The organism is Mesorhizobium sp. M1399 (assembly GCF_040317735.1).
In the GTDB taxonomy this organism is placed as follows: domain Bacteria; phylum Pseudomonadota; class Alphaproteobacteria; order Rhizobiales; family Rhizobiaceae; genus Mesorhizobium.
On the sequence record NZ_JAMYKZ010000005.1, the window covers coordinates 125468 to 139027 of the forward strand.

The following is a 13560-nucleotide window of genomic DNA, read 5'->3' on the forward strand; positions in this document are numbered from 1 at the left end:
TTCAAATGCCTCCAATCCTGATGGTAGACCTGCGCGAGATCGTGGTTTGCGGCATCGCAAGGCTGGGCAACAGGTTCCAGATCGGCAGGTTGCTGGCATCGTACTGGATCGACACGACGAACTGATTTCCGTCGGCCGTGCTGTCCGTCGCCTGATAGGTCAGCTTGCCGGAATCGACGAACGGGTATCCACTGGCATTGTTTTTGACGAAACCCGCCACCAGCGCCTGGCGCTCGGTTTGGTTCAATCCGGCAATTGCAGTACGGGCGGCATCGGCGGCGATTTGCTGCAACGAGTTGCTTGCACCAAAATAGATACCATATGCAACCATTCCGAGTACGAGCAGGATAAAGATCGGGGAAAGCAGGGCGAATTCGACCGCGGAAGTTCCGGATTCTTCTCCAATTTTGCGTAGATTTGCCCTTATTGGGCGCAATATTTTACGCTTTAATGTGACAGTATTACTGTCTATCTTGTTCATTGCCCTTGCCCGTTGGACCATAAAGGTCGATGTGCCGAACCCATCGGGATTTGTAACCCTTGGTTGCCTAAGAACCAATTAATACATTCCGGTAAACTGAAATGATCAGCCAGATTATCGGCGTTCTGGCCAGGAAACCCAGCCAAACTCATGCTTTCGATCATTGATTGGCGGTTCGCAAAGCGGCTGCCCCGGCCCCCTTACTTTGGGTGACCCCGAGAGTCTGTTGAAATAAAAAATCTCCACGTTACTGTTTGGCCACCAGCTGCCGGAAAGGGAACCGGCTGCGCGCTCGAAAGGAACCAGCCAATCGGTTTCGGGGCGTCAACACTTAGAGACGTAGCTGAAGGGCGACGTCATTAGGGAGAACTCCATGCTGAAACATGTGCTGAAGGCGACGGTACTCGCCACGACCATGGTCTTGGCCGCCGGTACGTTCTACACGCCGGCTTTCGCCGAAACCGTCTACAACCGCGGAGCCGCCGCCGAAGCGGAGACGCTCGATCCGCACAAGACCTCGACGGTCTACGAAGCCGATATCATACGCGACCTGTTCCAGGGCCTCGTCATGCATGACCAGAAGACGAACCTCATTCCGGGCGCAGCCGAAAGCTGGACGGTGTCCGACGACGGCACTGTCTACACCTTCAAGCTGCGCAAGGACGGCCTCTGGTCGGATGGCAGCCCGGTGACGGCGGACGACTTCGTTTATTCGTTCCGTCGGCTGGAAGATCCGGCCACCGCTGCCGAATACGCTTCCATGCTCTATCCGGTGAAGGGTGCCGAGGAAGTCAACACCAAGAAGGGAAAGCCGGAGGATATGGGCGTCAAGGCGATTGACGCAAATACCCTCGAAGTCACCCTCAAGGCGCCAACGCCTTACTTCCTGGAGATGCTGACCCATCAGGCGACCTTTCCGGTTAACAAGGCGTCCATCGAAAAGCTTGGCGCCGACTGGATCAAGGCAGGCAAGCTGGTCTCCAACGGGGCCTTTACAGCGGCGGAGTGGATTCCCAACGACCATCTCAAGCTGGTGAAGAATCCGAAATTCTGGGACGCCGCCAGCGTCAAGTTAGACGTGGTCAACTACATCCCGACCGAGGATCGCTCGTCTGCGATGAAGCGCTTCGAGGCCGGCGAATTCGACAGTTACGGTGACCTGCCGACGGAACAGCTCGCCGATCTCAAGTCCAAATTCGGCGACCAGGTCCGTGTCGGGCCATATCTCGGCACCTACTATTATGCGATCAAGACCGACAAGGCGCCGTGGGACAATGTCGAACTGCGCAACGCCATCTCGATGGCGATCGATCGCGACTTTCTCGCCGAAAAAGTCTGGCAGAATTCGATGCTGCCCGGCTATTCGATGGTGCCTCCGGGCATCGAGGGCTACACGCCGGCACTGGCCAAATACGCTGACATGCCGCAGATCGACCGCGAGGATGAAGCCAAGAAAATCCTGGAGAAGCTCGGCTATACGCCCGAGCATCCGTTGAAGATGCAGATCCGCTACAACACCTCGGAAAACCACAAGAACACCGCTGTCGCCATCCAGGAACAGCTGAAGCCGCTTGGCGTCGAGGTCACGCTGCTCAACACCGATACCAAGACCCACTACTCCTTCCTTGAGCAGAAGGGCGACTATGATGTGGCGCGTGCCGCGTGGATCGCCGACTACAAGGATCCGGAAACCTTCCTTGGCATCACCCGCAAGGCCAGCGGCAACAACTATTCGAGCTACGTCAGCCCGAAATACGAAGAGGCCATGGACAAGGCCGCCGCCGCCGGCGGCAAGCCCGAAGAGCGCATGAAGGAACTCGCCAAGGCCGAGCGCATCCTCGTCGACGATGTCGGTAACATCCCGCTTCTCTACTACAGCTACCACGACATCGTTTCCTCGAAGCTGCACGGCTTCGACGACAATGTGATGGACATCCATCCGTCCCGCTTCATCAGCAAGGACTGATCCCTTAGCCAGGCCGCCGCGCAACTCGATGCGCGGCGGCGCTGGTTTGCCATCGCATCGGCCCGGGAACCGGATTCGATTTTCGACAATGTCGGTGCGAAGATTTGAAGGCTAGAGCGCAATCGTCCAGTTGGACGCGCGCTGCTCTGGATCAAGCGGGGCACCGATGCTGCGTTACGTATTTCGGCGGCTGCTGACCGCCATCCCGACGCTGTTCGTCATCGTGACCATAGCGTTCTTCCTGATACGCGTCGCGCCGGGCGGCCCGTTCAACCAGGAGCGGGGCCTGAGCCCCGAGATCAGGGCCAATCTCGAAGCCCAGTTCGGGCTCAACGACCCGCTCTGGCTGCAGTACCTCCATTATTTAGGCAATCTTCTGCGCGGCAATTTCGGCCCCAGCTACAACATGCCGGATTTCACCGTCGGCGAGTTGTTCAGGGAAGGCCTGCCTATCTCGATCCAACTCGGCGCTTCGGCGCTCGTTCTGGCGCTGCTTCTCGGCAGCGTGCTCGGCACTGTTGCCGCGCTCAACCAGAACAAGCTTGCCGACTATTCGGTGATCGCGTTGGCGACCGCCGGCAGCACCATTCCGACCTTCGTCATCGCTCCGGTGATCCAGCTTGTATTCGGATTGACCTGGAAGCTGCTGCCGATCGGCGGCTGGGGCGATGGAGCCGTCATCAATAAGGTCGGCCCGGTGCTGACGCTCGCTCTGCCGCAGATCGCCATCGTCGCTCGATTGATGCGCGGCTCGATGATCGAATCGCTGCACTCGCATCACATCCGCACCGCCCGCGCGCTTGGGTTGTCGAACTGGTCGGTCGTCGTCAAGCATGCGCTGCGCGGCGCCATCCTGCCGATCGTCTCCTTCACCGGTCCGGCGGCCGCAGCCCTTCTCACCGGCTCGATCATCGTCGAGACCATCTTCTCTATCCCGGGCATCGGCCGCCATTTTGTCGTTGCCGCACTCAATCGCGACTACACACTGGTGATGGGGACGGTGGTGGTCATCGCGCTCTTCACCATTGTCTTCAACCTGATCGTCGACGTCCTCTATGGTGTCGTTGATCCGAGGGTGCGCTATGACTGATATCGCAGTTGCAGCACCGGTCGTCGGCCGATCCCTGTGGGGGGATGCGTGGGCGCGCCTCAAGGCCAACCGCGCGGCCATGTTCAGCCTCTATTATCTTGCCTTCATCGCCGTCATCAGCGTGTTTGGACCCTCTTTCGTGCCGCACCAATACACCACCATCTATGGCGACTATGTCCGCACGCCGCCGAGCTTCTCCGCCTATCCAAAGGCCGACATGATCGAAGGCGCTCTCGACGAGGCGATCAGGCGTATGCGCGTCGACATCAAGGAGTGGCGGCAGGAGGGCAGCCGTGTGTTCGTTACCGTCAGATCGTCCAAGCCGATCGACGACCGCAACATTCGCTACCTTGATCGTTCCGATACCTTCGATGACACAAAGATCGAGAGCAAATCGCCGGACGGTCTCGAAATGGTGATGAGTGCATCGATCAAGCAGCAATATTTCCTGTTCGGCACCGACAATACCGGCCGCGATCTCCTGTCGCGAACGCTGATGGCCGGGCGCATATCGCTGGCCATCGGCCTGCTTGCCGGCATTGTGGCGGTGGTGATCGGCGTGCTCTATGGCGCCACCGCCGGCTTTGCCGGCGGCAGGGTCGACGAGGTGATGATGCGTATCGTCGACGTGCTTTATTCTTTGCCGTTCATCTTCTTCGTCATCATGCTGGTGGTGTTCTTCGGCAGGAACTTCGTGCTGATGTTCCTGGCCGTCGGCGCCGTGCTGTGGCTCGACATGGCGCGCATCGTGCGCGGACAGGCGCTATCGATCCGCCGGCAGGAATATGTCCAGGCGGCGGAGGCGATGGGCGTCGGGCAGCGCGGCATTCTGCTGCGCCATGTGATCCCCAATTTGCTCGGGCCGGTGGTGATCTACATGACGCTGCTGGTGCCGCAGGTCATCATCCTGGAGAGTTTTTTGTCGTTCCTCGGGCTCGGCGTCCAGGAGCCGATGACCAGCTGGGGCGTGCTGATTTCGGTCGGCGCCCAGAATATCGGCTCGGCCAACTGGCTGCTTTTGTTCCCGGCCTTCTTTCTCGTCTCGACATTGTTCGCGCTGAATTTCGTCGGCGATGGGCTGCGCGACGCGCTCGACCCGAGGGATCGTTGAGATGGCTGCTTCCGAAACCATTCTCAGCGTCAAGGATCTTCGCGTCCGCTTCCGCACGCTCGACGGCGTGGTGGAGGCGGTGAAGGGCATCAATATCCATGTTAAATCAGGCGAGACGGTAGCCGTCGTCGGCGAATCCGGCTCCGGCAAGAGCCAGACGATGATGGCGGCGATGAGCCTGCTGGCCTCGAACGGCGAAGCCACCGGGAGCGTCGACTACCGCGGCCGCAATCTTTTGACCCTGAGCAAGCCCGAGCTCAACAAGATCCGCGGCCGCAAGATCAGCATGATCTTCCAGGAGCCGATGACTTCGCTCGACCCGCTCTATTCGATCGGTAGCCAGTTGATCGAACCGATCCGCAAGCATCGCGGGCTTGGCGCCGCCGAGGCGCGCGAAGAGGCGCTCAAGCTGCTGCGGCTGGTCCATATTCCAGATCCGGAGCGGCGGATGAAATCCTATCCGCACGAGATGTCGGGCGGTCAGCGCCAGCGCGTCATGATTGCCATGGCGCTGGCCAATGACCCCGACATATTGATCGCCGACGAGCCGACGACGGCGCTCGACGTGACCATCCAGGCGCAGATCCTCATGCTGCTCGCCGAACTGCAGCGCAAGCTCGGCATGGCGATCGTCTTCATCACCCACGATCTCGGAATCGTCAGGCGCTTTGCCGACCGGGTCTATGTGATGCGCTATGGCGAGGTCGTCGAGGAGGGCGAGGCGGAAGCAATCTTCGTCAACCCGCAGCACGCCTACACCAAGATGTTGCTTGCCGCCGAGCCGACCGGCACCAAGGCCCCGCCGCCTCCGAATGCCCCCGTCCTGCTCGAAGGCAGGAACGTCGAAGTGACCTTCAAGATCGGCGGCGGCTTTCTTGGTGGAGAACCGCTGATATTGCGCGCTGTCGATAGCATTTCGATCCGGCTGAAGCGCAACCAGACCATCGGCATCGTGGGCGAATCCGGTTCGGGAAAGTCGACGCTCGGCCGCGCCTTGCTGCGGCTCCTGCCCAGCGACGGCATCATCCGGCTTGGCGACCGCGACATCTCCCACGCCGACCGCCAGGCGATGCGGCCGCTGCGGCGCGAATTGCAGCTGGTCTTCCAGGACCCGTTCGGCTCGCTGTCGCCGCGCATGACCGTCGGCCAGATCATCACCGAAGGGCTCCTGGTCCACGAGCCCAATCTGTCGGGCAGGCAGCGCGATCTCCGCGCCGTCGATGCCTTGCTCGAAGTCGGGCTCGACCCGAACACGCGCAACCGCTATCCGCACGAATTCTCCGGTGGTCAGCGGCAGCGCATCGCCATTGCGCGCGCCATGATACTGAAGCCGAAAGTGGTGGTGCTGGACGAGCCGACCTCGGCGCTGGACCGCTCCGTGCAGAAGCAGATCGTCGAATTGCTGCGCAAGCTGCAGGCCGACCACGAACTGTCCTATCTGTTCATCAGCCACGATCTCGCGGTCGTGCGCGCCATGGCCGACTACATCATCGTCATGAAGCAGGGCAAGATCGTCGAGGAGGGGCCGTCCGAGGCGATCTTCAGCAATCCGCAGGCAACCTATACGCAGACACTGATGGCCGCGGCCATCGATGTGACGCGATTTCGCCTGAGCGCATAGCGCGATTGGTCAGAACTGCGGCGGAAGGTGGTTGTTTCGGGAACAAGAACAGCTAAGCCGCTGTTTTTTCTGGTCGGAGTGGCAGGATTTGAACCTGCGACCCCATCGTCCCGAACGATGTGCGCTACCAGGCTGCGCTACACTCCGTGACCAGACCGCGGGCTTATAGCCGCCGCATTTGGTTACTGCAAGCGCCAATGGCAGCGCTTCCGTCGCATTTCTTTCGCTTTAGCCGCTACGTCATACAGGTTTCAGTTTCCTGTCGCACAAACACGGCTTAAAGGGGCTTCTAGGTAACCGTCCACTTGCCTCGAAGCATCTGATTCAGCCGCCTGGAGTTGCAGCCTTGTCGATGAAGATCGTTAGCGATGTCAAACCAAACACTTTTGAGTTCGAAACCTCGGCGTTGATCAAGCCATCCGGGTTTCGCGAATATGATGCGCGCTGGTGGTTTGGCCATCCCGGTTCGAACGAGCCGCCGGAGCTCAATCTGATCGGCGTCCAGGCGCTCGGCATGGGGCTCGGCACGCTGATCCGCCGTCTGGGTGCCGGACCCGACATCGTCACCGGTCACGATTTCCGCTCTTATTCGCTTGCCATCAAGCTGGCGCTGGTTTCCGGGCTGATGGCCGCCGGCGCGCGGGTCAAGGATGTCGGGCTGGCCTTGTCGCCGATGGCCTATTTCGCCCAATTCGCGCTCGACACGCCGTCCGTCGCCATGGTCACCGCCTCGCATAACGAGAATGGCTGGACCGGCGTCAAGATGGGCGCGGCGCGCCCGCTGACTTTTGGTACGGAGGAGATGAGCGCGCTGAAGGCGATCGTGCTCTCAGGCGATTTCGACCTTGTCGGTGGCGGCTCCTATGACTTCGTTGCGGATTTCCGCAAAACCTACCTCGACGATCTGACAGCGGGAAAGCGTATCTCGAGGAAGCTCAAGGTGGTGGCCGCCTGCGGCAACGGCACCGCCGGGGCTTTCGCTCCCGAGGCACTGGAAAGGATCGGCTGCGAGGTGATTCCGCTCGACGTCGCGCTCGATCATACGTTTCCGAATTACAATCCCAACCCCGAAGACATGAAGATGCTGCACGCCATTCGCGACAAGGTGCTGGAAACTGGCGCCGATGTCGGGCTCGGCTTCGACGGCGACGGCGACCGCTGCGGCGTGGTCGACAATGAAGGCAACGAGATCTTCGCCGACAAGGTCGGCGTCATGCTTGCGCGCGACATCTCACACCTCTATCCCGGCTCGACTTTCGTCGTCGACGTCAAGTCGACCGGATTGTTCATGACCGACAAGGTGTTGCGGGAAAATGGCGCGGTCACCGACTATTGGAAAACCGGTCATTCCTACATCAAACGGCGCGTCGCCGAGCTCGGCGCTGTCGCCGGTTTTGAGAAATCGGGCCACTTCTTCTTCAATCCGCCGATTGGCCGCGGTTATGACGATGGCCTGGTCACGGCCATTGCTATATGCCAGATGCTGGATCGCAGCCCGCAAAGCAGCATGGCCGACCTCTACCGCGATCTGCCGCTGACGTTCGGCACGCCGACTATGTCGCCACACTGCGCCGACGAGCTCAAATACGGCGTCGTCGAGCGGGTCGTAGGCGATGTTCGCAAGATGAAGGACGAGGGCGCGGTCTTCGCCGGCCAGAAGATCGCCGAGCTGATCACCGTCAACGGCGTCAGGGTCGTGGCGGAGGATGGTACCTGGGGGCTGGTGCGGGCATCATCGAACAAGCCGGAGCTTGTGGTGGTGGTCGAAAGCCCGGTATCGTCCGAGCGGCGTCGCCAGATGTTCGAAGCCGTCGACGCGGTGCTGCGCCGCAGCCCGGAAGTCGGCGCCTACAATCAGACCTTTTGAGCGGGACTTATTTTCATGACCGAACGGATCGTCAGTTTTGTGATGAGCGGCGGCATCGGCTCGCGGCTGTGGCCGCTGTCGCGCGAGGACAATCCCAAGCAGTTCCATGATTTCTCCGGCGACGGCTCGATGCTGGCCAAGACGCTACGCCGGCTGACTGCGCGGCCGGAAGGCGAAACGCCGGTTTTCCTGATTGCCTCGGAAAGGCACGCCGACCGCGTTCATGCCGACATTGCCGGCCACGAGCTTTCCGGCGGCGGCCCGCTGTTCGAGCCGACCGGACGCAACACTGCCGCGGCCGTCGCTTTGGCAAGCCTGCGCACTTTGTCCGAATTCGGCGACAGCCTGGTGCTGGTGGTGCCGTCCGACCATGAGATCGCGACCGCGCAGCAATTCTGGCGGAGCGTCGAGGCCGGCACGGCGGCGGCGCGCGAAGGCAGGCTGGTGGTGTTCGGCATCAAGCCCACCCAACCGGAGACCGGGTATGGCTACATCGAGGTGGCAGGCGAGCGCGATGGCATCTGCGATGTCTCGCGTTTCGTCGAAAAACCCGATCTCGCCACCGCGCAGAGCTATCTTGAGGCCGGCAATTTCTACTGGAACACCGGCATCTTCCTGTTTCGCGCCAGTGCCATGCGCGACGCGTTCATCGTTTTCCAGCCAGACATCTGGAGCGCCACAGAGGCTGCCTACCAGGCTGCGACATCGGATCTTTCCGGCCTCTACATGCCTCTGGAGCTCTATGCCGCCATCCCTTCGACATCGATCGACTATGCGATCATGGAGCGCGCCAGCGGCATCGCCATGGTGCCGGCCGGCTTTCGCTGGAACGATCTCGGTTCCTGGCAATCGCTGCTCGATGTCGGGCCGTCCGACAAGCAGGGCAACGTCATTGTCGGCGACGTCGTCGCCATCGATTGCGAGAACTCCTATATCCGCAGCGACGGCCGCCTGCTGTCGGCCATTGGCCTGAAGGACGTCGCCATCGTCTCGACCGCCGACGCCACTTTCGTCGCGCCGGTCAGCCACAGCCAGAACGTCAAGAAGATCGTCGAGCAGCTCGAAAAGAGCGGCCGCCTGGAGACCAGGTTCACGCCCGCCGACGATCGCGTCATCGAAAGCGGCGCCTGGCAACGCCGCGTGCACCATTGGCTGTTCGAGGAGACGGTGCCGCTGTGGTCGACGATCGGCGTCGATGAGCGCCATGGCGGGTTCCATGAGGCGCTCGGTTTCGACGCCACCCCGCTGATGAAACCCAAGCGCATGCGCACGCAGGCCAGGCAGATCTATGCCTTCGCCGTCGCCAAGGCGCGCGGCTGGAACGGCCCGGCCGATCGGCTGATTAGCCACGGCCTCGAATTCATGGCCAGGAACGGCCGCACCGATAATGGCGGCTGGGTGCGCACGCTCAACGTCGACGGCACCGTCGCCGATGCCGCCGAGGATGCCTATGACCATTCCTGCGTGCTTCTGGCGCTGGCGCATGCCCATATGTGCGGCAATCCGGATGCATTGCGGCTTGGCGAGGAGACCTTTGCGTTCATCGACGCGCATCTCGAGGACGAACGCCTGACCGGCTTCCGCGAGACCTCGAGCGGCGAGGGCGAACGCCGCTCCAACCCGCACATGCATCTGCTCGAGGCGTTTTTGGCCTGGCATCAGGCGACCGGCGAGCGCGCCTATCTTCGCCGCGCCGCGCGCATCGTCGATCTGTTCCGCAGCCATTTCTTCGACCCGGAAAGCTGGACGCTGGGTGAGTATTTCGACAATGAATGGCGGCCAGCCCCTGGCGAGAAAGGCACGTGGACCGAACCGGGCCATCATTTCGAATGGGCCTCGCTGCTGGTCGACTTCGCGGGCCGCAGCGGCCAAAGCGGCTTGACCGGCCTCGCCAGGAAACTCTACGCGTCGGCGATTGCCAATGGCCTGAACCGCGCCACAGGCCTCGCCTACGGCGCCGTCTCGCGGCAAGGGCTGCCGCTCGACCGCGTCTCGCGCAGTTGGCCGCAGGCCGAAGCAATCAAGGCAGCGATCGCGCTGGACGGCTCGGGCGGTCCCGACCTGAAGCCGGAAATCGAGGCGCGTGTCGGCCGGCTGTTCCGCTGGCACATCAATCCGGCACCGCTCGGCCTGTGGATCGACCGCATCGACGAGCGTGGCCGCTCGCTGGCAAGCGAGGTGCCGGCCAGCATCTTCTACCATCTGGTCTGTGCGCTGACGCAGTATCTGGACGGTACGGCCCGCAAGGATCAGTACGGGCTGGCGACATCACCGGTCTCGACGTAGACCGACTTTAGCTGCGAATAGAGTGCCAATGCCGCGAGCGAATTCTCGCGGCCGATGCCGGACTGCTTGAAGCCGCCGAACGGGATTTCGACCGGCGTCAGATTGTAGGCGTTGATCCAGCAGGTGCCGGCCTGCAATTCGGCGATGACACGGTGGGCGCGCGCCAGGTCGCGCGTGAACACGCCTGCAGCGAGGCCGAATTCGGTGTCGTTGGCGCGCTCGATCACCTCGTCCTCGCTGTCGAACTTCAGCACGCTCATGACAGGCCCGAAAATCTCCTCGCGGGCGATGCGCATCGTGTCGGTGACACCGGTGAACACCGTCGGCTCGACGAAGAAGCCGCCCTGAAAACCCTGCAGCGAAGGCACATTGCCGCCGCAGGCGAGCACCGCACCATCCTGCTTGCCGGCCTCGATGTATGAGACGACCTTGTCGTGCTGCGCCTTCGAGACCAGCGGCCCCATCTGCGTGTCCTGGTCGAGCGGGTCGCCGATGCGGATTTTCTTGGTCCGCTCGGTCAGCCTTTCGACGAAACGGTCATGGATGCTGCGCTGCACGAAGACCCGTGTGCCGTTGGAGCAGATCTGACCGGTCGAATAGAAATTGCCGAGCATCGCGCCGCCGATGGCGTTTTCGAGGTTGGCGTCTTCGAAGACGATCAGCGGCGACTTGCCGCCGAGCTCCATCGTCGCGTGCTTCATCTTCGAGCCGGCGAGCGACAGCACCTTGCGGCCGGTCGGCACTGAGCCGGTCACCGAGACTTTGGCGACGACCTCATGGCCGACAAGGCCGGCGCCGACATCGCCAAAACCTTGCACGACATTGAACAGCCCGTCGGGCAGCCCGGCCTCGGTGTAGATTTCGGCGAGCGCCAGCGCTGAAAGCGGCGTGTTTTCCGACGGTTTGAACACCATCGCATTGCCCATGGCGAGGGCGGGTGCGGATTTCCAGCCGGCGATCTGGATCGGGTAGTTCCACGCGCCGATGCCGACGCAGACGCCGAGCGCCTCGCGCCTGGTATAGGCAAAGGGACCGCCGAGATCGACGGCCTCGCCATTAAAGGCGGCGACCGCGCCGCCGAAATATTCGAGGCAATCCGCCGCCGAAGGGGCGTCCGCAACCAGCGTCTCCTGGATCGGCTTGCCGGTGTCGAGCGTCTCGATACGCGCCAAATCGGCATTGCGGGCGCGCAAAATGTCGGCGGCACGGCGCAGTATGCGGCCGCGCTCGACCGGCTTCAGCCGTGCCCAGGCCGGCTGTGCCGCACGCGCGGCTTCGATCGCGAGTTCAAGCACGTTCGGCGTCGCCGAGCGCAGCATGGCAATGGTCTCGCCGGTCGCCGGATAGATGACCGGCAGCGGCGCGCCGCGCTCGTCGTCGATATAGCGGCCGTTGACATAATGCGATGCCGTTGGCTGGGCGCGCATGACTGTTCTCCAATCGTCTTTCGCGGCAGGCGGAATGTGCGTCCGCCGGATCATGGCCTATCTGTCCGACGCCTGCCAGCGCGGATTGATCCATGGTTCCTGGTTGGACGGCGCCAGCGGCGAGCGCCCGAGAACGTGGTCGGCGGCCTTCTCGCCAGTCATGATCGACGGCGCGTTGAGATTGCCATTGGTGACGCGCGGGAAGATCGAGGAATCGGCGACCCGCAGCCCTTCGACGCCGATGACGCGGCATTCCGGATCGACGACGCTCATCGCATCGTCGGCACGGCCCATCTTGCAGGTGCCGCAAGGGTGATAGGCGCTTTCGGCGTGGTCGCGGATGAAGGCGTCGAGCTCGTCGTCCGATTGTACGTGCGAACCCGGCGACAGTTCCTTGCCGCGGTAAGGATCGAAGGCCGCTTGCCCGAAGATCTCACGGGTCAGCCGGATGCAGTGGCGGAACTCCGTCCAGTCGTCCGGATGCGACATGTAGTTGAAGCGGATCACCGGCTTCGATTTGGGATCGGGCGAGCGCAGCGTGACCGAACCGCGCGACTTCGACCGCATCGGCCCGACATGCGCCTGGAAGCCATGCGCCTTCGCCGCCGCCTTGCCGTCATAGCGGACTGCTGCCGGTATGAAGTGATACTGGATATCGGGATAATCGACGCCGGCGCGCGAGCGCACAAAGGCGGCCGCCTCGAAATGATTGGTGGCGCCGAGGCCGGACTTGAAGAACAGCCACTGCGCGCCGATCAATGCCTTCGAGAACGGGTTCAAGATGGAGTTCAGCGTGATCGGCTTTGTCGATTCCTGCTGGATGTAGAGTTCCATGTGGTCCTGCAGATTGCGGCCTACGCCGGGCCGGTCGACAATCACCGGAATGCCGTTCTCTTTGAGGTGCTGGCCGGGGCCGATGCCGGACAGCATCAGGATCTTGGGCGAGTTGATCGAGGACGCGGCAACGATCACCTCACGCCGCGCTCTGATCACCTGAATCCGCTTGCGCGCTTCGATCTCGACTCCGGTGGCGCGTTGATTCTCGATGATTACCCGTCGGGCGAACCCCTTGACCAAGCTGACATTTTTCCGCCTGAGTGCCGGCCTGAGATAGGCGCTCGCCGCCGACCAGCGGCGACCGCCACGAATGGTCTGCTCCATCGGCCCAAAACCTTCCTGCTTCGCGCCATTGTAATCATCGGTTAGCTCGAAACCGGCCTGACGGCCTGCCTCGACAAAGGCGCCGTAGAGTGGATTGGTCCGCGAGCCGCGCTGCACAGTCAGCGGGCCGCCATGGCCGCGCCAGCCATTCTCGCCGCCATTGCTGTCCTCCATTCGCTTGAAGTACGGGAGCACGTCTGCGAAGCCCCAGCCGGCCGCGCCCTGTTCGGCCCAATGGTCGAAGTCGCGGGCATGGCCGCGCACATAGACCATGCCGTTGATCGAGGATGAGCCGCCGATGACCTTGCCGCGAGGCGTTGCCAGCACGCGGCCGCCGAGATGCGGCTCCGGCTCGCTGGCAAAGCCCCAGTCGTAGAGGCTCATGTTGAGCGGGATCGACAGCGCCGACGGCATCTGGATCAGCGGCCCGATATCGCTGCCGCCATATTCGATGACGATCACCGAATGCTTGCCGTCCTCCGACAGCCGGTAGGCCATGGCCGAGCCGGCCGAGCCGGAGCCGATGATGACGAAATCCGCTTCAAGCATG

9 protein-coding genes and 1 tRNA gene are annotated in these 13560 nt (G+C 62.1%); 6 read left to right on the forward strand and 4 right to left on the reverse strand.

The genetic code is table 11. The features are described from left to right. Window position 1 precedes the first annotated feature (1 nt). On the reverse strand, window positions 2-481 hold the full coding sequence (locus NKH05_RS09930; protein ID WP_084642568.1) for a TadE family protein: 480 nt from the start codon (window positions 479-481) through the stop codon (window positions 2-4). 373 nt (window positions 482-854) lie between these two features. On the opposite strand from NKH05_RS09930, the gene NKH05_RS09935 reads away from it, so the two are divergent. The 4 genes from NKH05_RS09935 to NKH05_RS09950 all read left to right on the forward strand — a co-directional run bounded on the left by NKH05_RS09935 (window position 855) and on the right by NKH05_RS09950 (window position 6269). Beyond that, window positions 855-2447 (forward strand): peptide ABC transporter substrate-binding protein, encoded by a 1593-nt coding sequence (locus NKH05_RS09935; RefSeq protein WP_023718441.1) that lies wholly within the window; start codon window positions 855-857, stop codon window positions 2445-2447. A gap of 166 nt (window positions 2448-2613) precedes the next feature. Then, window positions 2614-3537: an ABC transporter permease subunit gene (locus NKH05_RS09940; RefSeq protein WP_023718440.1), complete on the forward strand. Its 924-nt coding sequence runs from the start codon at window positions 2614-2616 to the stop codon at window positions 3535-3537. Beyond that, the gene (locus tag NKH05_RS09945; RefSeq protein ID WP_023718439.1) at window positions 3530-4648 is read left to right on the forward strand and encodes an ABC transporter permease; all 1119 of its coding nucleotides are present in this window, start codon (window positions 3530-3532) and stop codon (window positions 4646-4648) included. The genes NKH05_RS09940 and NKH05_RS09945 overlap by 8 nt, the downstream gene beginning before the upstream one ends. A 1-nt stretch (window position 4649) precedes the next feature. Beyond that, window positions 4650-6269 (forward strand): ABC transporter ATP-binding protein, encoded by a 1620-nt coding sequence (locus NKH05_RS09950; RefSeq protein ID WP_023718438.1) that lies wholly within the window; start codon window positions 4650-4652, stop codon window positions 6267-6269. Window positions 6270-6339: 70 nt separating this feature from the next. On the opposite strand, the gene NKH05_RS09955 is transcribed toward NKH05_RS09950, so the two are convergent. Beyond that, window positions 6340-6416: transfer RNA gene (locus NKH05_RS09955), tRNA-Pro, on the reverse strand. A 205-nt stretch (window positions 6417-6621) separates the two neighbouring features. On the opposite strand from NKH05_RS09955, the gene NKH05_RS09960 reads away from it, so the two are divergent. Both NKH05_RS09960 and NKH05_RS09965 read left to right on the forward strand, forming a co-directional pair. Then, complete coding sequence (locus NKH05_RS09960) at window positions 6622-8136, forward strand: phosphomannomutase/phosphoglucomutase (protein WP_502899438.1); 1515 nt, start codon at window positions 6622-6624, stop codon at window positions 8134-8136. Window positions 8137-8151: 15 nt separating this feature from the next. Beyond that, complete coding sequence (locus NKH05_RS09965) at window positions 8152-10422, forward strand: AGE family epimerase/isomerase (RefSeq protein WP_352848163.1); 2271 nt, start codon at window positions 8152-8154, stop codon at window positions 10420-10422. Here NKH05_RS09965 and betB read toward each other — a convergent pair. Beyond that, on the reverse strand, window positions 10386-11849 hold the full coding sequence (gene betB / locus NKH05_RS09970; RefSeq protein WP_023718435.1) for a betaine-aldehyde dehydrogenase: 1464 nt from the start codon (window positions 11847-11849) through the stop codon (window positions 10386-10388). The two genes, NKH05_RS09965 and betB, sit on opposite strands and share 37 nt — an antisense overlap. A 57-nt stretch (window positions 11850-11906) precedes the next feature. Beyond that, the gene (gene betA, locus NKH05_RS09975; protein ID WP_023718434.1) at window positions 11907-13559 is read right to left on the reverse strand and encodes a choline dehydrogenase; all 1653 of its coding nucleotides are present in this window, start codon (window positions 13557-13559) and stop codon (window positions 11907-11909) included. Window position 13560 lies beyond the last annotated feature (1 nt).

What these genes read in the sequence shown, in the direction of transcription:
- NKH05_RS09930 (WP_084642568.1), bottom strand. Translation starts at nt 481, where the DNA reads ATGAACAAGATAGACAGTAATACTGTCACATTAAAGCGTAAAATATTG.
- NKH05_RS09950 (WP_023718438.1), top strand. Translation starts at nt 4,650, where the DNA reads ATGGCTGCTTCCGAAACCATTCTCAGCGTCAAGGATCTTCGCGTCCGC.
- betA (WP_023718434.1), bottom strand. Translation starts at nt 13,559, where the DNA reads ATGCTTGAAGCGGATTTCGTCATCATCGGCTCCGGCTCGGCCGGCTCG.
- NKH05_RS09945 (WP_023718439.1), top strand. Translation starts at nt 3,530, where the DNA reads ATGACTGATATCGCAGTTGCAGCACCGGTCGTCGGCCGATCCCTGTGG.
- NKH05_RS09960 (WP_502899438.1), top strand. Translation starts at nt 6,622, where the DNA reads ATGAAGATCGTTAGCGATGTCAAACCAAACACTTTTGAGTTCGAAACC.
- NKH05_RS09965 (WP_352848163.1), top strand. Translation starts at nt 8,152, where the DNA reads ATGACCGAACGGATCGTCAGTTTTGTGATGAGCGGCGGCATCGGCTCG.
- NKH05_RS09940 (WP_023718440.1), top strand. Translation starts at nt 2,614, where the DNA reads ATGCTGCGTTACGTATTTCGGCGGCTGCTGACCGCCATCCCGACGCTG.
- betB (WP_023718435.1), bottom strand. Translation starts at nt 11,849, where the DNA reads ATGCGCGCCCAGCCAACGGCATCGCATTATGTCAACGGCCGCTATATC.
- NKH05_RS09935 (WP_023718441.1), top strand. Translation starts at nt 855, where the DNA reads ATGCTGAAACATGTGCTGAAGGCGACGGTACTCGCCACGACCATGGTC.